The following is a 22,889-nucleotide window of genomic DNA, read 5'->3' as shown; positions in this document are numbered from 1 at the left end:
ACTAACTTTTTATAAAATATTTACTATTTAGTTATTTCTGATAATTTAGTAGTACAAGTTACAAGGAGGGCTGACTATGAATTCAGAGGTTGTTCAGGCTAAAAAGATAGGTACTATTACAACCATTTCACCAAGATTAAAAAGATGGAAATCGTTTTATAAAAAATTACGTAAAAACAAATTGGCTATGGTTGGTGGGGGAATCATTCTATTTTATCTATTGATTGCTTTATTTGCGCCTTTGCTCACCCCGTACGATCCAACGGCGATTAATCTGAAGGAAAAGTTACTGACGCCTTCCATGTCTCATTGGATGGGGACTGACGATAAAGGCAGAGACATCTTAAGTCGTTTGATATCTGGTTCACAATTATCACTCACTGTTGGGATTGTATCGGTCAGTATAGGTGCAATTTTCGGAATCCCCTTAGGACTTGTTTCAGGTTACTACGGGAAGTGGATTGAAACAGTCATCATGCGAATAATTGATGTATTGCTTGCCTTCCCCGGCATGCTGCTGGCTTTGGCAATTGTAAGCGCATTAGGTCCAAGCTTGTTTAATGTCATGATTGCGGTAGGCATCTTCTCAATACCTACTTTTGCTCGCATTGTCAGGGGATCAACATTAAGCGTCAAAAAGTTGGAATATATCGATGCGATTCGTTCACTAGGGGCAAGTGACTTCCAAATTTTGTTCGTACACATCCTACCAAATATTCTTTCGCCAGTTATCGTCCAAGGAACATTGCGTTTGGCTACAGCCATTTTAACGGCGGCCGGTCTCTCTTTTCTGGGTATGGGGGCACAACCCCCGTCCCCTGAGTGGGGAGCAATGCTGAGTAATGGACGTGACTTCCTTTGGACAGCGCCTCATATTGCAACATTCCCAGGGCTGGCAATTGCAACCTTGGTACTTGGCTTTAATCTGTTTGGCGACGGACTGCGTGATGCACTGGATCCAAGAATGAAACAATAGGGGGAGAACTATGTTTGTGTTCATCATAAGACGTATTTTACAAATGATTCCGGTTCTGTTGGGAGTTACATTTGTTGTATTCCTGATCATACAGTTAGTTCCGGGAGATCCAGCCGTTTTGTTGGCGGGGGAAAATGCTTCGGCAGAGCAAGTAGCGCAGCTTCGCCACCAATTAGGCTTAGATCAACCCATTATCATTCAATACCTTTCTTATGTGGCAGATGTTTTTAGAGGGGACTTAGGTGAATCCATTCGGACAAGCCGTCCTGTCCTGAATGAAATCTTAATAAGGATGCCAACTACAATCGAGCTGGCCTTTGCCAGTATTGTGGTTACGATTGTATTAGGTTTACTCGCAGGCATCATTTCGGCAACGAAACAATATTCTCTTTCAGATATTACCATTATGATCGTAGCTTTATTAGGAGTATCCATGCCTAGTTTCTGGTTGGCGTTAATGTTAATCCTTTATTTTTCCGTTAAAATTCATATTTTTCCTGTTGCTGGTTGGGGTACCTTTATGCACGTAGTTCTTCCGGCCCTTACATTGGGAACTGGCGGAGCTGCCATTGTTGCTCGAATGACCCGTTCAAGTATGCTCGAAGTGATTCGCCAAGACTATATCCGTACGGCAAGAGCTAAAGGGGTCAAAGAAAGGATCATTATTTATAAGCATGCTTTGAAAAATGCCCTAATTCCGGTCATTACTGTAGTGGGGTTGCAGTTCGGAGCGCTGCTTGGCGGAACTGTAATCACTGAATCTGTGTTCGCCATTAACGGAATGGGACGTTTAATTATTGACGCGATTCGGATGAGGGATTTTCCCGTAGTACAGGGAACGGTGCTTGTAGTTTCCGTAATTTTTGTGATGGTAAACATGCTAGTTGATATCTTATATCGCTATCTCAATAAGCGGATTGATCTGAATTAGGAGGTGTGAAGAGCATGTATAACAGCCGAGGAACAGCTCTGGAAGTAAGTAATTTGCAAACATACTTTTATATGGAAGATGGAATAGTCAAAGCTGTAGACGGAGTGGATTTCACAATCGAACGAGGTGAAACACTAGGGATTGTCGGAGAATCCGGATGTGGAAAAAGCATCACCTCACTCTCCCTTATGCGTTTGATATCAAGCCCTGGCAAGATAATAGATGGGAAGATTCGGTTTAATGGTGAAGATCTTTTAGAAAAGACAGAAGAAGAAATGCAGAGAATTCGGGGTAACCAGATTTCTATGATCTTTCAGGAACCGATGACTTCCTTAAATCCTGTTTACTCAGTTGGTGAACAGATTGCGGAAGTACTGCGTATTCACCGAAAAATGGGGAAAAGAGAAGCATGGGAAAAAGCGGTAGAAATGTTAAAGATGGTGGGAATCCCATCACCTGAAAAAAGAGCCAAACAAGAACCGCATGAACTAAGCGGAGGCATGCGGCAAAGGGTAATGATTGCAATCGCATTGGCCTGCAATCCGGAGCTGCTGATTGCTGACGAACCAACTACAGCTCTAGATGTAACGATCCAAGCCCAAATACTGGATTTATTAAAACAGCTTCAAAAGAAGTTGGGAACCGCTGTTATCATGATAACTCACGATTTGGGAGTTGTAGCGGAAACATGTGACAAAGTGGTTGTGATGTATGCTGGGAAAGTCGTTGAGTACACGGATGTTGATTCTCTATTTGAAAATCCCAAGCATCCTTATACTGTAGGACTCCTGAAGTCTTTGCCCCGACCGGATGGCGTTCAAGAAACTTTGGAGGCAATTAAGGGAAGCGTACCCAGTCCCTTTCACATGCCAAAAGGCTGCAGTTTTGAACCTCGCTGTCTACATGCCAGGAAAATATGTACTGAATCATTACCGAACTTGACGGATATCACTGATTCCTGCCAGGTGAGGTGTTGGATGTATACAAAAGAGTGGGATGATTCAGTGAAGGTGGAGGTGGCGGGTGATGGATTACGCTTCTGATAGTAAAAATCCATTGTTGGAAGTAAAGAATTTGAAACAATACTTTCCAATTAAAGGCGGCATTTTAGGTAGAACCATAAATTATGTGAAGGCAGTCGATGAAATCAGTTTCTGGATACATGAAGGAGAGACGGTTAGTATTGTTGGAGAGTCAGGGTGTGGAAAATCTACGACAGGTCGTGCGATTCTCCGCTTAAATGAACCTACTTCAGGCGAAGTAAGATTCAACAACGCTGATCTGCTGCGACTAAATCGCAAAGACATGAGAAAAATGCGCAAGGATCTTCAAATAATATTTCAAGATCCGTATGCCTCTCTCAATCCAAGGCAAACAGTAGGAAAAATTCTGGAAGAGGCAATGGCCACATTGAATGTTGTTCCTAAATCACAACGACGCATACGTGCGATTGAACTTTTGGAAAATGTCGGGCTGCGTTCAGAACATTTGGATCGTTTTCCGCATGAGTTTAGTGGCGGACAGCGCCAGCGTATAGGGATCGCAAGGGCCCTAGCCGTTGAGCCGAAATTGATTATTTGCGACGAAGCAGTCTCAGCCCTTGACGTATCGGTTCAGGCACAAGTGTTAAACTTATTGCAGGAGCTGCAACGAAAGTATAAATTGACTTATTTATTTATTTCTCACGATCTAGGAGTTGTCCGATACATTTCTGACCGAGTCATCGTTATGTACTTAGGCAAGGTTGTAGAAATTGCAGATAAGAATGATCTCTTTCAAAATCCTAAGCATCCCTATACAAAAGCATTACTCTCCGCAATACCTGTACCAGATCGAAAGCAAAGAAAAGAGCGAGTGATTCTGAAAGGAGACGTACCCTCCCCCATTGATCCTCCAACTGGCTGCCGATTTCATACTCGCTGTCCTTACGCGATAGAGAAATGCAAGACTAGGAATCCGGAGCTAAGGATGGTTGAATCTGGCCATTTCGTAGCTTGTGACGTTGTATAATAACAGAGAAATTTTTGATAGAATATAAAAATAGACTATAGAAAAATTGAAAGAAAAGGGATAGTATGATAAGTTACGAGTGGTTTACCATACTGGTTATTATTTTCATTTTAGCTCCTGTAATAGGAGCTATTACTTTATTATGGCTACTTGTTTTTGAACGGGAATTCGCCCTGCTGAAAAGTCAAAACACAAAGTTGGCAATGGAAAAAGAATTACATCAAATGGAATACATGCAGCTGAATCAGCAAATACAGCCACATTTTTTATTTAATACTTTGAACCTATTATTGAGTTTGGCACGTTTAAAAAAAATTGATGAATTAGTTAAGTCTTTGGAGCACCTTTCATTATTCTTCCGGTTTAAATATCAGATCAAAGAGCAGCTCATCCCAATTTCCAAAGAGGTTGAATATACCAGACATTATCTAGAAATACAAAATTTGCGGTTTGGTCAAAGGTTGAAAACCACGGTAGATTGCGATGAGGAATTGAAGAATGCTCTGGTACTTCCCTATATGCTCCAGACTTTGGTGGAAAACTCATTTAAGCATGGACTTGAGAAAAAAATCGGGGAAGCGTTATTGGATATTAAGATTATTTCGATAAACGAGAAGGTGATTCTCGAGGTAAGAGATAATGGGCCCGGGGAATCGAATAAAGACTTTACGCAAACAACACACAGCGGGCAAGGATTAAAAAATATATCAAGGCGTTTAAATTTGCTCTTTAAAGATAAAGCAACCTTAAGTTTGACGCATTTGCAAGGTAATGGAATGCAGGTTATTGTAAGTTGGCCTCTTATTTATCAAGATGATGTGGATGTGAAATCATGAATGTTTTGTTGGTGGATGATGAGCCTTTGGAGCTGGAACAACTAGAATTTTTGATAAAGCCTCTGTGTCCTCATTGGAATTTATACATGGCTATTGACGGCAGTCAAGCAATCGCATTGAGCAAACAAGTGAATTTTGAATTGGCTTTTCTAGATATTAATCTTCCCGGAAGATCAGGACTTGAAGTTGGGGAAGAGATGAAGAAACAAAATGAGAAAGTAAATCTTGTAATAGTCACAGCCTTTCAGGATTTTCAGTATGCCAAGCAGTCGATTAAACTTGGTGTTGTCGATTATTTAACCAAACCTATTATCGAGAGCGAATTAAAAGAAATTGTCGGTAAATTTGGTCGTCATGAAAGATATCCAGCCTATTCACAAATAGTGCTTGAGACGTTGAAGGTTGTAAATGAAAAATATAGTGAAAAATTAAATTTAACAGACATCGCCAGTGAGATTCATGTAAACCCCTCTTATTTAAGCAGACGTTTCAGTGAGGAAGTTGGATACTCGTTCTCGGAGTATCTTATAAATTATCGAGTAGAAATTGCAAAGAAGCTACTAATTACTCAATTTGATTTAAGTATATCTCAAGTAGCGGAAATTACCGGTTTTAACAGTCAGCACTATTTCAGTACTCTTTTTCGAAAAATGGTGGGAATTACACCAAGAGACTACCGCGAAGTGGGGAAATAAGTTGTCAGATAGATCCTTGTTCCAAAAAGTTTTTAATTCAGCTGAGATCGGATTTAGCTTGCGAGCCATTTCAATCATTGACAGAGGGATAACAGGGAGTGCAATTCTTCTCGGACTGGAAGCGATTATCACCTTTGGGATATTTGGGGGAGTTGGATATGCTTTAGCGGGGACATTAGCCATGATAATCCTTGCCCCGTTGGCGAAAAAAATAAAGAGTGATTTACCTAATGGACAGACCATTAGTGATTATTTCCAATTAAAACTGCCCGATTTAGGATACTGGGTTATGATTTTTTATTTGATCATGACAACCGTAAGCATTTTATGCATGCAAATTGTGGCAGGAGGAATGATGGTATATGCAATCTTTGACATACCCTCTTCAATTGGAATGTTTCTTACTTATATATTCTGCATTTTGCTTTCCTGCCTTCGTAGAAGTGAATTACTTACAAAACTTACATTAGCACGTGTTTTTTTCATTTTTACGGTAGCATTCATACTTCCGCTCTATTTCTTTCTTCGAGAAGGGGCAGAGCATATCTATAAGGGAATCAGATTATATCATCCTTACCTTCTTGTAACAGATAATAAAGATGTTTTATATTTTTTTGTTTTGTCTTTTTTAATAGTCCTCGGGAAAGCGATTATGGACAGTAAACTCTGGCAGTATATTTTAGTTCTGGATAAGAGGGAGTCCTCTCACACATTTGTATTATCCGGAGTAATTTGGGGAACGCTGCCTTTATCCTTTTCCTCTTTGGTATTGATCGTTATTTTTACAGGTGGATTTCAAAACATAAATACAATCTATTATGACTTGCTTCATGGATTCGATTCTACTTTTTTATTAAGCTTGTTTGTGATCGGGGCATTTAGTGCCATTAGTTCTACGTTCGTAATCGAATTCGACACGCTAACTAAATTATGGAAAATGAATCTAGTACCCCGGCTATCAGGATATGCTGAACAGAAGATGAGTAAAGCCGGGAATTATATTGCTGTTTTCATCAGCGGGATTGCCTTATGTCTTTCCATTTATTTGAATCTTTCATTGCTTAATGCCTTTTTTTACTTTGGGATTTTATTCGTGTCCGTTTTGCTGCCGATGATCGTGATCATCTGTAGTAAAGAAAAGGTAAGCAATTTGATTACGTTGAGTGTTTTGGTCTGTACAACGCTAGGTTTTATCCTTCTACAAAATTTCGGTTATATGAAGGGCCTCTTTATTTGCGCTCTGACTTCGACATTGTTGAACTTCTCGATTTTAGTTTCTACATCCCTTCTAAAAAATCGGAAAGAAAAATACAAATGAGTTTTTCTTAGATTTAAGTACAAGGCTGGGTTCGATACATAATGGAAGTCCAGGTTTTCCAGTTTAAATAGCAATCCAGTTGATACTAACATTACATACATATAATTAATAATATTAATGTTAGTAACTCAACTTTCGCAGCTTAAATCTATGAACAAACCCTTGATGTAGCTGGGTAAACCGAAGATCCACTCGCGGAGTTGACAAAATACATTGGACTTCTCCTGTTTTGTCTTGGCTCCGGCTATCTGCAGGAACAACGTCATCAGTTGCTGCAATGCAGTTTGGTAATCCAAGTCTCTTACCTCATCAGCAAAAAGGAAAAATAGACCCCCCAGCGACTTGGCATCGTTCTCTTGCCGACGCTCAAACTCCATGACTAGATAACGGCTGAATACCACAGTCGTATGGCTAATGAGCATGTCAAAAGAGCGGCCCTGAAACTCAGTGCCCAGCTTAAGATAGCTTTTGGTGAATTTGAAAAAGGTCTCGATGCTCCAGCGCATTCCGTAGACTCGAACGACCTCGTCTGCACTTACCGTCAGGTCGGTACTGAGAATCGCCAGCCATTCCCGGCGTTTGTTACGGTTTTGAACGAAAACCAACTTAACGGGTAACCCACTGGATGTTTCGGCGATGACAGAACCTAAGATTTCGTTACTCTTGTTCTTAGGAAGAGTGGCGTACAGTTCTTTCAAGGTCATCAACTTGCCATTCAAGCGGTAGCGCTCTTTCATCTCTTTGATCAGTGGAGTATGCGTGCAGAAGTATAGCATTTGGAGAAATGTTCCACACGTTTCTTCTGTTCCCGCATATCCAAAAATGGAACGACGGTGTCTAACAAGCTTACTTTCTGGAGTACAGCTATTATACAAGGCGACGAAATCCTGCGAATGAGTGAGTAAATGTGAGATAAACCCTTAAAACCGAGGGACGGGCAGTATAGCGTGGTTGCACACCTTATTTCCAAAAGAAGGAAAATGGAGTTTTTCAAGGAACATATACATTTGAAATGAAATTTTCCTTAAAGGAAGTGTGAAAGTGGAATCAAATATCTCAAACAATGATTGGAATGATTTTAATAATGATACTTCTTGGTTCATTAAGCCAAGTGATAAAGTTACCTTGTCTGAGACCTTCCAAGGCAAGGACTTCTTTAATTTTTCTGACTCATTCACAAACCTTTACCCAGTTTTGAGTAATTTATTAGTTAAGGCACGTGTTACTAACGTTCAGGTTAACAATGAATCCTACCAATTATTAGGATGGTCTGATGATGAAGGAAATTCTTTCGGTTGGTTAGTTAAACCTCCTGCAGTTGATATTAATAAGCCATTATGCGACGAACATAAGATACTTTTACAATATTTTGGAGGAATTAAAGAAAGATGGAACGAAACTGAAATAAGTTGGCTTTTAAATTTGGATTCAGCATTGACTCTTGAAGATGCAGAGTTAGGCATTCATCAAGGGTGGGAAAATTATCTCGCAGATGTGAATAAGGATGAGAAGTTCGTAAGTTATATTAATCCCAGCGATTACATAGCATTCGCCTTTGAGGCTAACGGTAATATTACCCTATACCATAAGCATAACTCATCTATAATTATGCTTGCTCATGACCATTGTTTTGAGCATATAACACCTCTTGATGGTTATCCGGAATTTACGTTTTACAGAATAAATGAATGTCCAAACTTTGTTTCTTGGGTTGAAGAAGTAGCCAATCAAGAAATAAGGAGAATAATAGGATAACTCAAAAATTTGAGCTAACGAAGAACCATAGTTGAGGGGCATGCTATGCGGCAGCTCCTCTTTTGTTTATTAAACTAAATGGCAGTTATGCTCCAATAAACATTTACATAATCTACACTCAGATGACCCTGAGCTTATTTTAGATAATAAATGTATTCTATGGGATCAAATTTGTATTTCATTTTGAAACATTCATTTTATCCATAGCTTGACGGAGTCTTGTCTTGTTGCTAAGTTGATTGCATCGCCATTGTAAATCCACACCCCCCACCGATTCCAACCATTGCAGCAACAAGAGCAACCCATAACCTTATTCCTTGCAGAGGCAATTTGAAGCACTCCTTTACTTTCAACTTGAGACAATTATTTTACCCCTAATGTTTCCAACTCTTATGGAGGTGTTATTTTGGATACGCATCATCACCATTTTCACAAGGAACGGAAGCAGGTTATCAACCGATTAGCAAGGATCGAAGGTCATGTACGAGCAATAAAAGACATGGCTCAGAGTGAAAGGGATTGTCCTGAGTTACTGCTACAAATCGCTGCGGTGAGAAAGGCACTGGATGGAGTTGCCAAAGTTATTTTGAAAGATCACATAGAGGAGTGTGTCGTGTCTTCTTTTGGTCATGATAACCAGGAACAGGTCTTGAAGGACTTACACAACGCATTAGACCACTTCATTCGTTGATAGGGGGCATATAAACTTGAAACAACGTGTATTGGCTGGCTATGGGGCGGCGTTAGGTTCAGCAGCCTTAGTCGGACTTTTTACTGTCCTGAACAAGTGGCTACTTAAAGAAGCTGTTCCCGCATTAACAGCAGGTGCTTGGACTTACTTTGCGGCAGGACTTGCGTTGTTACCTTGGGCTTTGCGCGCGAAAGGATTCGTATTCAAGAAACCGCTCGTTACCATTGGGTGGCTTTTAGCAGGTTCTGTGTTTGGTCCGAGTTTGTACTTTATCGGTTTACGGTTGACATCTGGAGTAGAAGGCGTATTACTGATAAACACGGAAGCCGTCTTTACCGCTCTCTTAGCGTTTATGTTCTTCAAAGAGAAATTGACGGCCAGAACACTTTGGGCGAGTATTGCTATCGTAGCAGGTGCGATCTGGTTGTCTTGGTCAGGAAATGGTCTATTTTCAACGAACGCTATGGGAAATTTGTTAATCGCACTCGGTTACGTAGGGTGGGCTACTGAAAATAATCTCGGACGTGTACTTGGTGAAGATATTCCCGCTGTCACATTGGTCTCTGTGAAGGCACTTGTGGCTGGTGTTGTGATGGGTGTACTTGCACTCGTCTTTGATGAACCAATAACCGTTTCATGGCACGTCGTCCCTGGAATTGTGGCAAGTGGTGCGATCTCACTTGGACTGTCCTTGGCATTGTTTTACATTGCCATGCAACACATTGGAGCTGGTCGGACAGGTCTAATTTCGTCCACCTCAACACTTTGGGGTGTTGTTGGTGCTCTGCTTTTACTGAACGAATCTTTAACGGTTCAAGTCATCGGCGGAGGACTTCTTATGTTGATTGGCGTTTCTGGTATGACATTTGAGCAAAAGTGATCATTTATTGAATAAACAACACAGTCAGGCTACGTAAATCGAATGACAGAATTTTGCTCAACTAACGGGACACGTTAGTTAAATACCGAGGGCTGAACGGATAATTCAACAGGCGATGGTGTCGGTGTGCAACCTCTTTGGAATCGAAGTTTAGGGAGATTAAAGGAATCACTATTCTGATACTGATGTTCAACGTAAGTTGGCAGAAGGCGTTGGGCGCTTGTTCAGTAACGTCGGCGAAGCGTTGAAGCTGCTCGAACAAAGAAAGGAATATTCATAAAAACAAGGGTATTTCTCTGTCCATTAACACCGAATAAAGTGACTTGATAAAGGGTATCTTAATGGAAATCATTAACAGGGGGGTGTACCCTTGTATCATTTGTATACTCATAATGATCTAGATGGAGTAGGTTGCGGTATAATAGCTCGATTAGCATTTGGTGAAAAGGTAGAAATCCGTTATAACTCTGTAGGAGGTTTGAATCTACAAGTAAAACGCTTTTTAGAAAAATCAAGAAAAAAGAGCTATTTGTTTATCACCGACTTATCCGTGGATGAAACGAATGAACATGGACTTAACGAGTTTGTGAAATCGGGTGGAAAAGTAAAACTTATTGATCATCATAAAACCTCGCTTCATTTAAACAAATATCCATGGGGAATGGTTCAGATCGCGTATGAAAATGGAAAACTTGCAGCTGCAACTTCTCTATTTTATGAGTATCTGATCCAGAACGGATTGATGAAGCCAATGAAGGGATTAGATGAATTCGTCGAATTGGTCCGTCAGTATGATACATGGGAATGGGAAAAGAATGAATACCTCGTGGCCAAACGATTAAACGATCTCTTTTATCTAATTTCCATCGAAGAATTCGAGGAAAAAATGGTGGCTCGCATTAAGCAAAGCGAGCACTTTGCGTTCGATCCCTTTGAAGAAAAAATTTTGGATATGGAAGAAGAAAAAATCGAACGCTACGTGCTCAGAAAAAAGAGAGAAATCATCCACTCCCGTATTGATGATCATCATGTTGGCATCGTTCATGCGGAATCCTATCATTCTGAACTTGGAAACGAATTGGGCAAAGAAAATCCTCATTTGGATTACATCGCAATTATGAATATGGGCAGTAAAAAGATAAGTTTTAGAACGATTCACGAGCACATCGACGTCTCGGAAATTGCGGGTCTTTATGGAGGAGGAGGCCATGCTAAAGCTTCCGGTTGCTCTATGACAGACGAAGCCTATCAATGGTATGTAGCGAAGCCATTTCCAATGGAACCCATTCGCGCGGATGCGAATAAAAATACATTTAACACGAAAAATTCTGTTTATGGATCACTTTATGAGAATAGAAATGAACAACAAGTGTTCATTTTTCCTTCGGGAGGCAGATGGGTAGTCGACGTGGACGAGGTCGAATCCAACCAACACTTTTCTACTTTCGAAGAGGCAGAGCGTTACGTCAAAAGGGAATATGCAGCATGGTTAGTTCGAGACGAAACGTATGTTACATTTCTAATGGAGCATATGGCCGCGCGAAAAGCAAAAACCCTAGAGAATGTGTAAGTAAGATAAGCAAAGTTAAGGTAGTTTCAGTTGCATTGGCTTTGCTTTTTTTTGTTACAACAGGATATAGTGTGTCTGATGAAACAAACATATGAGTAATCAGAACCCCGTAAATGAGAATTTTTATTTTTAAGTTCAAGGGACTAAGCTACGAAGAGGGGTCGAGAAAGACGTTCTTCAGGAAGACGGTACTCACATTTCGGTGGAGGATACGGCGGACTTTATGTATGAGGAAATGCCATTGCCGAGTTCCATCGTGTGTTAAACAGAGCAAAGTTTGATATAATAACGAAAATTCTTGTTCGACGACCAACCTTGTTCCGCATTAGTTTAATGAGGAGTATGAATCATGCAGTTTGATGAGCGGGTTCAAAAATTTGAATATAAGCTGAATGATACTGACGATCAAATCATTGAATACCTGTTAAAGAATAAAAAAGATTCGATCAATATGTCGATTCAAGCACTTGCGGCCCACTTGTACACGGTTCCGAATACAATTACTCGATTGTCCAAAAAGCTGGGGTATGATGGATTTTCTCAACTGAAAAACAGTCTCAAAGATGAACTAATGCGTAATGAAGAGCCTGAGGTGGTAACGAAGGGTACTCCTAAAGACAATCTATATTACAATATCCGACAAACACTTAATTTATTGGATCCGGAAAAGATGGAAATAGCGTCCAAAATGCTGCAGCAGGCGGAGCGTGTACTATTTTTTGGCGTAGGTAACAGTATCCCTTTTTGCGAGATGATGGTGAAGAATTTAAAGATAACTGGAACAATAGCCGAATTTTTCATTCATCGCCATGAGATGATTCACGAAATCAATCATCTAAAAGAACAGGCACTTGTTTTTTTTATCAGCTTATCCGGAGAAACTCCACAGGTTTTAGAGATTGCCGAATTATGCAAGAGTAAAGGCATCCAAATGATTTCTCTTACCCATTTCAACCGTAACTCGCTTCAGCGGCTCGCCGATGTCAATCTCTATTGTCATTCTCCTAAGAAGATGCTGAATGAATATAATATTACCGACAAAACCCCATTGATGATTGTCATCAGGGTGTTTTCCGAGTATTACTGGAATATGAACGAGCATGATAAATAATGTGTATAAATACACATAAAGTCAAAACATAATAAATGTAATGTGTAAAAGTAAGAAGAACGATTCTTCTTATTTTTTTTTATGCTACGATTGGCACTAATGAAACATAAGTGCATCAAGGGAGGCCAATTAAAATGAATCTGCAACAAGCTACAACACCTGCGCTGATTAGCGTGCGCCAATCATACAAATCGAAAGACGAAGCTATTCGTGCCCTTGTTAATAAGCTCGGGGAAGCCGGAAAACTCATCTCCGAGGAACAATTTTATGAAGCCGTAATCGCCCGAGAAGGATTGTCTCCTACCGGCCTGGGGGGCGGGCTCGCTATTCCTCACGGCAAATCGGAAGCTGTAAAAGAAGCGGCATTCGCCGTGGCAACTGTTACGAATCCGATCAAAGATTGGGAAAGTGTCACACCGAACAATCAAGTTGAACTCATCGTACTCTTGGCAATTCCCCAGGAGCAAGCAGGCAAAGGTCACCTTTCCCTTCTATCTGAACTGATGAAAAGACTTTCAAAGCCTGAGTACAAAAATCGTCTGCTCCAATCCGCTTCGAGTGAGGAATTGTTCGCCAATCTAGATTTACCACTAGAAACGGTATCGACAGCCACTACGCCGAAGGCTACCAATAAAACCGTTATAGCAGTTACCGCATGCGCGGCCGGAATCGCTCATACTTACATGGCCGCCGAAGCTTTGTTAAAGGCTGGAAAAGAGCTCGGAATCGACGTATTTGTCGAAAAGCAAGGAGCCAACGGCATTGAAGACCGCCACACGGGCGAGCTTCTTCGTAAAGCAGATGTGGCTATTTTGGCAGTCGATGTTGCCGTTAAAGACGAAAACCGGTTTGATCACCTGCCCAAAGTAAAGACGTCAGTGGCAGCACCCCTGAGGGATGCAAAAGCGATTCTATCCCAAGCTTTGGCAAAGGCGGAAAACACTCCGAAAAAAGAATATTCGGGTGATTCGGCACCTAACGGTTCTTCCAAGGAACAAGATACCAATAACAAGCCGTTTAGGTCCGAAGTGAAGGACTCGCTTCTCACCGGTATTTCTTATATTATTCCGGTTATTGTAGCTGGCGGTATGACTTTGGCCGCTGCAGTTCTTATTTCGCAGATTTTCGGTCTGCAGCAACTTTATAATGCCAATAACTCTTGGCTTTGGCTGATTCGCCAGCTTGGCGGAAACCTGCTGGGTACCTTGATGATACCGATCTTGTCAGCTTATATGGCTTATTCGATCGCAGACAAACCGGCTCTCGGGCCGGGCTTTGCGGCTGGTGTTGCGGCTAATTTGATCGGCAGCGGTTTTTTGGGCGGTATGCTGGGAGGGCTTCTCGCCGGGTACGTATTGAAATACATGAAAAGAGCCATTAAACCAAAGGGCACCTTCGCTGGATTTGTAAGTTTTTGGCTGTATCCGGTACTCGGCACTTTTATCGTGGGCGGTATTATGCTATTCATTGTAGGAAAACCGCTAGCCGCAGCCAACCAAGGATTAATCGCCTGGCTGCAAAGTCTTTCCGGTACTAACGCGTTGATATTAGGCGCCATAATCGGAGCAATGGTATCGTTTGACCTGGGCGGACCTGTCAACAAAGCCGCCTATACATTTTGTATCGGTGCAATGGCCAGCGGTAACTTTATTCCCTACGCAGCCTTCGCTTCCGTTAAAATGGTCTCTGCTTTCTCCATAACCGGTGCCACTTTGCTTGGTAAAAAGTACTTTTCCCTACAGGAACGCGAGGTCGGCAAGCAAACCTGGCTTCTTGGATTGGCTGGTATTACGGAAGGCGCCATCCCATTCATGATCAATGATCCGTTACGCGTTATTCCATCCTTAATTGGCGGTTCCATCGTTACAGGAGCGATTGTCGCTTACTATAACATCGGACTCAATGTGCCTGGAGCCGGTATTTTCTCTCTTGCCCTGCTCAAAGGTCAAGGAGCATTCGTTGCAGCTTTCATATGGCTTGGTGCAGCCATTCTTGGCGCCTTAATTTCGATGGTCCTACTCATTTTGACCAGAAGGTTCAAGTTGGCAGGAGCCCAAAAATAAAATGGTTTAATCAGCTAACCGTATAAAATGAAACAAGAGATCACCGGGATAGGAGTGGAAGCTTTATGAAGAAAGTTCACATTGTTCCACATATGCATTGGGACCGGGAATGGTATTTTTCCACAGAAGAGTCCCGCATTTTGCTTGTAAATAACATGGAAGAAATCATGCAAGTGCTCGAGAATAATTCGGACTACCCCTATTATATTCTTGACGGCCAAACGGCCGTATTGGAAGATTATTTTGCCGCAAAACCGGAGAATAAAGAGCGAGTCAAGAAGCTTGTGCAAGCGGGAAAATTAATTATCGGGCCTTGGTATACGCAAACCGATGAGATGGTGGTCGGCGGGGAATCGATTGTACGGAACTTGTTGTACGGTCTTAAAGACAGCAAAGAGTTTGGAGAGCCGATGATGATTGGCTATCTGCCCGACTCGTTTGGACAATCTTCGCAAATGCCGCAAATTTTTAGCGGCTTCGACATTAAATATACGATCTTTTGGAGAGGAACCTCCGAGCGGCACGGTACCGATAAAACGGAATTTTATTGGGAAGCCGACGACGGCTCTAAGGTATTGGTCCAATTATTGCCGCTAGGATATGCCATCGGAAAATATTTGCCGGAAGATGAAGAAAAGCTGAAGAATCGGATCGATAAATATTTTGCTATATTGGACAAGGGAGCGACAACGGAGCATATCTTGCTTCCGAACGGTCATGACCAAATGCCGATTCAGAAGAACATTTTTACGATTATGGAGAAACTGCGCAAATTATATCCGGATCGGGAATTTTTCTTGAGCAGGTATGAGCATATTTTTAACGAATTAGAGAAAAATTATGGATTGCCTACCCTGCGCGGAGAATTCCTCGACGGCAAGTATATGCGCGTTCACCGAAGCATTTATTCAACCCGTATGGATATTAAAGCGGCGAATGCACGGATTGAAAATAAACTTACCAATATACTGGAGCCGCTCGCTTCTTTGGCCTTTAGTCTTGGTTTCGAGTATCATCACGGGCTCATTGAGCTGATTTGGAAAGAAATGATGAAGAATCATGCCCATGACAGCATCGGATGTTGCTGCTCGGATAAAGTCCATCAAGAAATCTTTAACCGCTTTTTCTTGGCGGAGGAAAAAACCGATCAGCTCATCCGTTTCTATAAACGTAAAATCGTCGATTCCGTCAGCGCCGATAACACCTTTGACCGTCTCACCGCATTCAATTTAGTGCCTTATGAGCGTGAGGAAGTCCTCACCACAACTTTGATTACAAAGATGCCAGCTTTCAAGCTAATGGATGAGCACCATATGGAAATCGAATTTGAAGTTCTCGACAGTGAAATTATCGATCCGGGACTTATTGACAGGCAAATCGTCCATTATGGCGATTATGATCCGTTTATCAAATATACCGTGCAGTTTAAGGACCGTCTGCCGGCTATGGGCTATAAAACGTACTTTGTTACAGAGAGCGCCGAACCGTCAGTGAACTCCATTGAAAGTAAAGATCAAATTGAGACCGATTTTTATCGCATCGAGGTAAATCCGAACGGTACGTTGAAGATATTCGATAAACGACTGAACCGCATGTTTGACCAAGTATTGTTGCTTGAAAATGGAGGTGACGACGGCGACGAATACGATTTCTCTCCATTAGCTGATGAAAAGCTGATTTACAGTGATCATGTGAAGGCTGAAATCGATATTCGCCAAAACCATTACGCCGCGGCTATAGATATTCGTTACACGCTCCCTGTGCCGTCCAATCTCCAAAAGCGTAAAGTTCAAGTGACGGACAGTGGAGTTGAAGTCCATATTAGATTGCATATTCCGAATCATAAACCGATAATTGAAACGGTGATCGATTTAGACAACAGAGCGGAAGACCACCGGGTTCGGATGCTCATTCCTACCGGGATCGCCTCTTCTTTCTCCGTCTCGGATAATCAGTTCGGCTATATCAAGAGGGGGGTAGTCGATAATGCCTTGGAAGTATGGGAGAAAGAAAATTGGGATGAACGGCCGGATTCTATCTACCCTATGCTTAGTTTTGTCGGTTTGTCCAACGAAGATTACGGTGTATCCCTGCTAACAGGAAGCTCACGCGAATTTGAAATTGTTGGAGACGATTTCGATACGATTGCAATTACGCTATTCCGCAGCGTTGGATTCTTGGGGAAAGAAAATATGCTGCGCCGGCCAGGACGCCCCTCGGGCATCAAGCTTCCGACACCGGATTCGCAAATGCTGGGAAAGCTCTCATTGCAATTTGCTTTAGTGTTTCATCCTGGTTCGATTATGGATGCGAACGTGGCGAGAATGGCGAAGGAATACTTGACGCCGATCGAGTTCTATAACAAAATTCCATACGATGCGATGAAGCTTAATCCGTCCGGTGTTCAAACGCCGGCCAGCTACAGCTTCCTGAGGGAATATCAACCTGGCGTGGTGCTCAGCACGCTCAAAAAAGCGGAAACCAGCGATTATTTCATTTTGCGATTCTATAACCCGAGCGATACCGAAAAAGCCGCTTCTTTCTCATTGTCATCGTTAATCACAGAGGCCTATACAGCTAACTTGAATGAGCAATTTACAGGAGCGCTTGCTTTAGAAAATAGCCGTTTAGATTTATCGATTAGCAAGAACCAAGTTCGCTCGATCCTTTTTAAGTAAATGGAATTCGATAACATCTAGACTAGGAGGAATCAACTATGTATTCGAAAACTGTTACTGTCTTAAATGAACAAGGCATGCATATGCGTCCGGCCCAACTGCTGGCGGACAAAGCGGGCCAATTTACTTCAAACATTACGCTGAGATCCGGAGAAGACGAGGAAATCGATGTCAAGAGCATTCTTGGTTTACTGGCGCTTGGCCTCGAAAAAGGGACGTCCGTTACGCTCACTGCAGAAGGCGAGGATGAACAGCAGGCCGTTGAGACGTTAGCCCAATTGTTTGAGCAAGGGTTTGGTGAGTAATCATGTCCAATTTGCCTGTTCGTGAGAAGCGGATTGCCGGCATCGGCGTATCGCAAGGAATCCGTTTCGGCAGAGCTTTTCTATATGCTTTGCCTGAGGCAAAGGTTAGCTTTCCGGAGCGAATCGAGTCTCATTTCGTAGAAACGGAATTGAAAAGGCTGGCTTCTGCCAAAGATCAGACCTTGTCCGACTTAGAGAGAATTATTGAAATCTCCAAGCAAACACTCGGTGAAGAAAAAAGCGTCATCATTCAAGGTCAGCGAAGTATGTTGAATGATCCGGCTTTTTACGGTGAAATCGTGAAGCACGTCGAAAAGAAAATGTTCTCTCCGGAAAAAGCTGTGCAATCCGTCGTCGATCAGCTCACTGCTTTGTTTGAAAAAATGAATAACGCCTACGTCAAGGAACGGATTCATGACGTAAAGGATGCAGCGAATCGTCTAATGTCCCATCTGCAAAAAAATTCTTATCCCGATTTGACCCAATTGATGGAACCGGCGATATTAATTGCAGATGATCTGACGCCTTCTGTAACGGTACAGCTTGACCGTCGCTTTGTTCTCGGTTTTGTCACTCGCTTAGGCGGCGAAACGACTCATACGGCGATTCTTTCCCGCTCCCTGGGTATACCTGCAGTTGTAGGCGTAGGTGAGGCTTTGGCTGAAATTGAGCATGGAAACGAGCTCATCATTGACGGTACTTTGGGGGTTTGCATTGTTAACCCTGAACCGGCCACAACGCAAGAGTACCTGACCAAGCTGCAGCAAGAAGAAGCGTTCGAAGAGCGCTTGTCCGCCTTCAAACAGCAACCTGCCCTGACGGCGGACGGCAGGCAGGTTGAGATGGCCGTAAATATCGGAATGCCGGAAGAATTCCGCGAAGGAATCGTTGACGAGGTACATGGCGTAGGATTATTCCGTACTGAGTTTTTATTTATGAACTCGGATCATTTCCCCACGGAAGAAGAGCAATTCGCCGCTTACAAAAAAGTACTGGAACAATGGAAAGACAAACCTGTCGTCATCCGCACCCTAGATATAGGGGGGGATAAAAACCTTTCGTACTGGCAGCTGCCGAAAGAAAGTAATCCGTTTCTCGGTTTGCGTGCCATCCGGCTTTGCCTTCAAGAGCGGGAGCTGTTCAAAACCCAGCTCCGGGCCATCTTACGGGCAAGTGTATTCGGTCGCGCCAAAATCATGTTCCCCATGATTACGACGATCCAAGAGTTGAGGCAGGCCAAAGCTATAACGGAAGAGGTTAAAGCTGCACTGCGTTCTGATCATATTGCTTTCGACGAATCGTGCGAGATCGGCATAATGGCGGAGGTGCCGTCGGTCATTCAACTGGCCGACCGGTTCGCCAAGGAAGTGGATTTCTTCAGTATCGGAACGAACGATTTGGTCCAATATACACTCGCAGTAGACCGTATGAATGAGAAGGTTGCGCATTTATACGATTACTTCCATCCTGCTGTTATTCGCTCTATTCATTCCCTAATTCAAGCAGCCCATAAGGAAGGAAAATGGGTCGGGATGTGCGGCAAGATGGCCGGTGACCCGCTCGCTGCTCCTCTGCTGTTAGCTATGGGACTCGACGAGTGGAGTATGGACGGCGCATCAGTTGCCAAACAGAAGTTTACCTTATCGTCCTTAACTATGCCGGTATCCCAAGCGCTTCTTGTAAGGGTCTTGAATATGGATACCGCTGAAGAAGTACGATCCGCTGCCAAAGCCTTAATTGAGTAAAATTTATGTAGGCTTTCCCTCAAGATGTTTCGGGGGAGAGCCTCTGTTTTGGTAAGTTGCATTGAAAGGGGCGTAAATGCATGAAGGTAGTCGTCGCGATAGACTCGTTTAAAGGCAGCATTTCATCATTGGAAGGGAGCAAGGCTATTGCTTCTGGGATTAACAAGGTTTACCCGGACGCGGAAATTGTTTGTGTTCCGCTTGCTGACGGTGGAGAGGGGACAACCGAAGCGCTTATTTCCGCGACTAACGGGGAGCTTAGGAACGTGGAAGTTACAGGTCCGCTTGGTACTCCTGTCAAGTCTATCTACGGCATCTTAGGAAATCGAAAAACGGCGGTCATTGAAGTTGCGGCCGCCTGCGGCCTACCGCTCGTTCCTGTCGAGTACCGGAATCCGCTCAAAACAACAACGTTTGGTGTAGGAGAGATGATCCTTGACGCCTTACGCCAAGGATGCCGCGAATTTGTAATTGGGCTCGGCGGAACGGCTACCAATGATGCAGGTATCGGGATGCTTCAAGCTTTAGGCTTCAGTTTCAAGGATGCTGAGGGACATGAAGTAAGTCAAGGCGGGGGTTCTTTATCTCTCATTCGCAGCATAGATACGAACCGGGCTTGTCAAGAGTTGGACCAATGCGTATTCAGAGTCGCATGCGATGTCCATAATCCTTTATTCGGACCTGATGGGGCCGCTTATGTATTTGCTCCACAAAAGGGGGCCGACCCTGTGATGGTAAAAGAGCTTGATGAAGGATTGGCTTCTTTTGCAGAAGTTGTGCATAATGAGCTGAATGTAGATGTTGGACAAATTCCCGGCGCAGGAGCAGCCGGCGGACTCGGAGCCGCTTTCGCCTTTTTTTTGTCAGGAACGCTTCAACCCGGGATCGAGTTGGTCTTAGATATCATCGGCATGGAACAAAAGCTTGCAGATGCCGACTTTGTCATTACCGGGGAAGGCAGGTTGGATGGACAAACATCTATGGGAAAGGCGCCTTTAGGTATAGCCCGACTTTCACAAAAATACGGCATACCCGTTCTTGCATATGCCGGAGGCATAACGAAAGAAGCATCCGTATTAAACGGAAATGGAATAACCTCTTATTTTCCCATAGTTAGCGGCCCAATGTCATTGGAGCTAGCCATGGACCCGAAGGAAACCAAGCAAAATTTACGTCGTACAGCCGAACAGGTATTTAGAATTATACGCGCAGTAAAGGGTATGTCTTGATGCTGAATTGTGATGTGTGAACAAATGACTGTTCTCATGCGTCAAGCCGGGTTAAGGGTTCCTGGAGTTTATGGACCTGCAAGAGAAGAATGGAGTAAAATGGGAATGGAGGCTCCCATGATTTAATAAATTAGAGTGTCTGTTTTCTGAGCAGAGTACCAAACGAGCCTTAGAAGCTATAAACTGGTACCCATAGTCTGGACACTTAAAAAAAAGGTGTTCAGGCTGTGGGTACCTTTTTGTATACTAGATAAGCAACGGAGGGGATTATCGTGTCTAAGAAGATCTTTCCATTTGGGGCTTCTGCACTCAGTGACCGGTCTCTGCGCGATCGACATGCTTCACATGGTTCCGATTGAGCAAGATAAACAGTATCGATACGATCACGAATCCTGCTCCTACAATGAACGGAACATGTGGGTTGAACCACTCTGCCAGTTTGCCCGCCATAAATGGGGCTACCGCTGCGCCGAGGAAACGCAGGAAGCTGTAAGCAGCGGATGCAGTGGAGCGTTCGACGGGAGCAGCATTCATCACAGCCGTTGTAATAAGCGTGTTGTTGTTTCCGAGCAAAGCTCCGGCAATAATGACGGCGGTAATAATGACTCCTTGCCTTGAAGTCCAAATACCCATCACCAGCAGGTCCAAACCGAATAAGAGGAGCATGATGCAAATAGATGTAACGGTTCCGAGCCTCATCTGCAGCTTCGGGGCCATGAATACGGAAGTGATGGCCAGCAAGATCCCCCAGCCCAGGAACACATATCCAAGACCGTGCTCATCGAGTCCCATGACGAATGGCGCGTAAGCCAATAAAGTGAAAAATCCAAAATTGTATAGAGCGGCAGCCACTCCGAACACGACCAAGGAACGGTGCTTCATGGCGCGGAAAGGGTCAAGCAAGGAGGTCTTTGACTTCACTGCATGTTGTTGATTCGATTTGGGCATCCAGGCAAATAGAGCGATAAAAGCGATGATCATCAGGGCGGCGACTCCCAGGAAAGGCCCCCTCCACGAGATGGAACCGAGCTCCCCGCCGATAAGCGGTCCTATCGAGATGCCGAGACCGATCGCAGCTTCATATAAAATAACGGCCCGAGCGGTGCCGGACGACGATAAAGAGACGATTGCGGATAACGCGGTAGCGACGAACAGCGCATTGCCGAGACCCCAGCCGCCGCGAAGTCCGACAAGCTGCCAAATGCCATTGGATACTCCACCACCCAGCGCCGAGAAAACGGCAATGATGACGATGCCGGCCAGCAGCGTCCGCTTGATCCCGATTCGTGACGAAATTGCCCCGGTGATCAGCATGGCCACCGCCATAACGGCATTATAGCTAGTGAACAACAAGGTGACTTCGCTTTGCGAAGCGTGCAGGTTCTTGGCGATCGCCGGCAAAATTGGATCCACAAGACCGAGCCCCATAAACGCAATAACACATGCGAAGAAAACGGCCCATACGGCTCTGGATTGTCCCTTTTCCCGAACGGTTTCGGCCGCCGATGCGGTCGATGTTATTTGTTTGCTATATGTCATGGTTCCCACTCCTTTTCAGATACAAACTTATTACTATAAGGCCTTAAACGAATGCCTGATAACGTCACCGCGACTGATGATACCCGCAAGCACACCATTCCGCTCAACAGGCAGCTTTTTAATTTGCTTCTTTCCCAGAATCGCCGCGATCACTTCGATATCTTCATCCCACGAGACGGTAATCACTTTTCTTTTGGCAATTTCTAAGACCGACAAGTTTAATAGTTTTTGCATTCGTTCTTCAAATTCGTCGTTATCGCCCTTCAACACAATGGAGTAATAGAGCGAATCGATAACCAAGTCTTCATGCTTGCCGATATACCGCATAATATCCCCGTCACTCACATAAGCGACGATTTCATTCCGGTCGTTGACCACCGGCATGCCGCCGATTCGATGATCTATGAGTTTCTGGACAACTGATTTTACGGTGTCCGATTCCCTCACTTTGTATATTTGTTTGATCATGATGTCCTGGGCTTGCATGTTGCATTCCCCCCTTATTTCAAATAAAAGTTGTATTATGAAACTTTATAATTGTATTATACAACTATAAG

Annotated in this window: 19 protein-coding genes and 2 pseudogenes; 18 read left to right on the top strand and 3 right to left on the bottom strand. The window is 43.4% G+C overall.

Going from position 1 to position 22,889, the window contains the following annotated elements; genetic code table 11:
- Positions 1-76: 76 nt before the first annotated feature.
- The 7 genes from nikC (at position 77) to BLT91_RS17825 (ending at position 6,766) form a co-directional block, all read left to right on the top strand.
- Entirely contained in the window at positions 77-976 is a 900-nt protein-coding gene (gene nikC, locus BLT91_RS17855; protein WP_090823341.1) for a nickel transporter permease, read from the top strand.
- A 10-nt stretch (positions 977-986) separates the two neighbouring features.
- Positions 987-1,907 (top strand): nickel ABC transporter permease, encoded by a 921-nt coding sequence (gene nikB, locus BLT91_RS17850; protein ID WP_090823339.1) that lies wholly within the window; start codon positions 987-989, stop codon positions 1,905-1,907.
- A gap of 14 nt (positions 1,908-1,921) precedes the next feature.
- On the top strand, positions 1,922-2,950 hold the full coding sequence (locus BLT91_RS17845) for an ABC transporter ATP-binding protein (protein ID WP_090823338.1): 1,029 nt from the start codon (positions 1,922-1,924) through the stop codon (positions 2,948-2,950).
- On the top strand, positions 2,934-3,917 hold the full coding sequence (locus BLT91_RS17840; RefSeq protein WP_090823336.1) for an ABC transporter ATP-binding protein: 984 nt from the start codon (positions 2,934-2,936) through the stop codon (positions 3,915-3,917). Before BLT91_RS17845 ends, BLT91_RS17840 begins: the two co-directional genes overlap by 17 nt.
- Positions 3,918-3,982: 65 nt before the next feature.
- The gene (locus BLT91_RS17835; protein ID WP_090823334.1) at positions 3,983-4,753 is read left to right on the top strand and encodes a sensor histidine kinase; all 771 of its coding nucleotides are present in this window, start codon (positions 3,983-3,985) and stop codon (positions 4,751-4,753) included.
- Entirely contained in the window at positions 4,750-5,448 is a 699-nt protein-coding gene (locus tag BLT91_RS17830) for a response regulator transcription factor (protein ID WP_090823332.1), read from the top strand. Before BLT91_RS17835 ends, BLT91_RS17830 begins: the two co-directional genes overlap by 4 nt.
- Before the next feature lies 1 nt (position 5,449).
- Positions 5,450-6,766, top strand: coding sequence for an SLC5/6 family protein (locus tag BLT91_RS17825; RefSeq protein ID WP_090823330.1), 1,317 nt, complete (start codon positions 5,450-5,452; stop codon positions 6,764-6,766).
- 128 nt (positions 6,767-6,894) lie between these two features.
- Here the strand turns inward: BLT91_RS17825 and BLT91_RS17820 are convergent.
- Positions 6,895-7,512 (bottom strand): annotated as a pseudogene (locus BLT91_RS17820) (IS4 family transposase); the annotation flags it as partial.
- Between the two features lie 295 nt (positions 7,513-7,807).
- On the opposite strand from BLT91_RS17820, the gene BLT91_RS17815 reads away from it, so the two are divergent.
- The 11 genes and pseudogenes from BLT91_RS17815 to BLT91_RS32950 all read left to right on the top strand — a co-directional run.
- On the top strand, positions 7,808-8,521 hold the full coding sequence (locus BLT91_RS17815; protein ID WP_090823328.1) for a hypothetical protein: 714 nt from the start codon (positions 7,808-7,810) through the stop codon (positions 8,519-8,521).
- Between the two features lie 406 nt (positions 8,522-8,927).
- The gene (locus tag BLT91_RS17810; protein WP_254777001.1) at positions 8,928-9,212 is read left to right on the top strand and encodes a metal-sensing transcriptional repressor; all 285 of its coding nucleotides are present in this window, start codon (positions 8,928-8,930) and stop codon (positions 9,210-9,212) included.
- A gap of 16 nt (positions 9,213-9,228) precedes the next feature.
- Positions 9,229-10,092 carry a DMT family transporter gene (locus BLT91_RS17805; RefSeq protein WP_090823324.1) on the top strand — a complete coding sequence of 288 codons (864 nt, stop codon included), beginning with the start codon at positions 9,229-9,231 and terminating at the stop codon, positions 10,090-10,092.
- A 370-nt stretch (positions 10,093-10,462) separates the two neighbouring features.
- The gene (locus BLT91_RS17800) at positions 10,463-11,662 is read left to right on the top strand and encodes a DHH family phosphoesterase (RefSeq protein ID WP_090823322.1); all 1,200 of its coding nucleotides are present in this window, start codon (positions 10,463-10,465) and stop codon (positions 11,660-11,662) included.
- A gap of 349 nt (positions 11,663-12,011) precedes the next feature.
- Entirely contained in the window at positions 12,012-12,773 is a 762-nt protein-coding gene (locus BLT91_RS17795) for a MurR/RpiR family transcriptional regulator (protein WP_090823320.1), read from the top strand.
- A 134-nt stretch (positions 12,774-12,907) separates the two neighbouring features.
- Entirely contained in the window at positions 12,908-14,836 is a 1,929-nt protein-coding gene (gene mngA, locus BLT91_RS17790) for a PTS 2-O-a-mannosyl-D-glycerate transporter subunit IIABC (protein ID WP_090823319.1), read from the top strand.
- Positions 14,837-14,901: 65 nt separating this feature from the next.
- Positions 14,902-17,514, top strand: a complete 2,613-nt coding sequence (mngB, locus tag BLT91_RS17785) for a mannosylglycerate hydrolase (RefSeq protein ID WP_090823318.1) — start codon at positions 14,902-14,904, stop codon at positions 17,512-17,514.
- Between the two features lie 38 nt (positions 17,515-17,552).
- Entirely contained in the window at positions 17,553-17,819 is a 267-nt protein-coding gene (locus BLT91_RS17780; protein WP_090823317.1) for an HPr family phosphocarrier protein, read from the top strand.
- Between the two features lie 2 nt (positions 17,820-17,821).
- A complete protein-coding gene (gene ptsP / locus BLT91_RS17775) occupies positions 17,822-19,564 on the top strand; it encodes a phosphoenolpyruvate--protein phosphotransferase (RefSeq protein WP_090823315.1) in 1,743 nt (580 codons plus the stop codon).
- 80 nt (positions 19,565-19,644) lie between these two features.
- Positions 19,645-20,793, top strand: coding sequence for a glycerate kinase family protein (locus BLT91_RS17770; protein ID WP_090823313.1), 1,149 nt, complete (start codon positions 19,645-19,647; stop codon positions 20,791-20,793).
- A gap of 21 nt (positions 20,794-20,814) precedes the next feature.
- Positions 20,815-20,919 (top strand): annotated as a pseudogene (locus tag BLT91_RS32950) (hypothetical protein); the annotation flags it as partial.
- A gap of 183 nt (positions 20,920-21,102) precedes the next feature.
- Here BLT91_RS32950 and BLT91_RS17760 read toward each other — a convergent pair.
- Together BLT91_RS17760 and BLT91_RS17755 are read right to left on the bottom strand one after the other, a co-directional pair.
- Positions 21,103-22,332, bottom strand: a complete 1,230-nt coding sequence (locus tag BLT91_RS17760; RefSeq protein ID WP_090823311.1) for an MFS transporter — start codon at positions 22,330-22,332, stop codon at positions 21,103-21,105.
- A gap of 33 nt (positions 22,333-22,365) precedes the next feature.
- Entirely contained in the window at positions 22,366-22,818 is a 453-nt protein-coding gene (locus tag BLT91_RS17755; protein WP_090823309.1) for a CBS domain-containing protein, read from the bottom strand.
- Between the last annotated feature and the right edge of the window lie 71 nt (positions 22,819-22,889).

This window comes from Paenibacillus sp. yr247 (assembly GCF_900103825.1).
Classification (GTDB): domain Bacteria; phylum Bacillota; class Bacilli; order Paenibacillales; family NBRC-103111; genus Paenibacillus_E.
This window is presented reverse-complemented; position numbering and strand designations above follow the sequence as displayed.

What these genes read in the sequence shown, in the direction of transcription:
- BLT91_RS17795 (WP_090823320.1), top strand. Translation starts at nt 12,012, where the DNA reads ATGCAGTTTGATGAGCGGGTTCAAAAATTTGAATATAAGCTGAATGAT.
- BLT91_RS17840 (WP_090823336.1), top strand. Translation starts at nt 2,934, where the DNA reads ATGGATTACGCTTCTGATAGTAAAAATCCATTGTTGGAAGTAAAGAAT.
- mngB (WP_090823318.1), top strand. Translation starts at nt 14,902, where the DNA reads ATGAAGAAAGTTCACATTGTTCCACATATGCATTGGGACCGGGAATGG.
- BLT91_RS17845 (WP_090823338.1), top strand. Translation starts at nt 1,922, where the DNA reads ATGTATAACAGCCGAGGAACAGCTCTGGAAGTAAGTAATTTGCAAACA.
- BLT91_RS17830 (WP_090823332.1), top strand. Translation starts at nt 4,750, where the DNA reads ATGAATGTTTTGTTGGTGGATGATGAGCCTTTGGAGCTGGAACAACTA.
- nikC (WP_090823341.1), top strand. Translation starts at nt 77, where the DNA reads ATGAATTCAGAGGTTGTTCAGGCTAAAAAGATAGGTACTATTACAACC.
- mngA (WP_090823319.1), top strand. Translation starts at nt 12,908, where the DNA reads ATGAATCTGCAACAAGCTACAACACCTGCGCTGATTAGCGTGCGCCAA.
- BLT91_RS17835 (WP_090823334.1), top strand. Translation starts at nt 3,983, where the DNA reads ATGATAAGTTACGAGTGGTTTACCATACTGGTTATTATTTTCATTTTA.
- BLT91_RS17755 (WP_090823309.1), bottom strand. Translation starts at nt 22,818, where the DNA reads ATGCAAGCCCAGGACATCATGATCAAACAAATATACAAAGTGAGGGAA.
- BLT91_RS17770 (WP_090823313.1), top strand. Translation starts at nt 19,645, where the DNA reads ATGAAGGTAGTCGTCGCGATAGACTCGTTTAAAGGCAGCATTTCATCA.
- BLT91_RS17780 (WP_090823317.1), top strand. Translation starts at nt 17,553, where the DNA reads ATGTATTCGAAAACTGTTACTGTCTTAAATGAACAAGGCATGCATATG.
- nikB (WP_090823339.1), top strand. Translation starts at nt 987, where the DNA reads ATGTTTGTGTTCATCATAAGACGTATTTTACAAATGATTCCGGTTCTG.
- ptsP (WP_090823315.1), top strand. Translation starts at nt 17,822, where the DNA reads ATGTCCAATTTGCCTGTTCGTGAGAAGCGGATTGCCGGCATCGGCGTA.
- BLT91_RS17760 (WP_090823311.1), bottom strand. Translation starts at nt 22,332, where the DNA reads ATGACATATAGCAAACAAATAACATCGACCGCATCGGCGGCCGAAACC.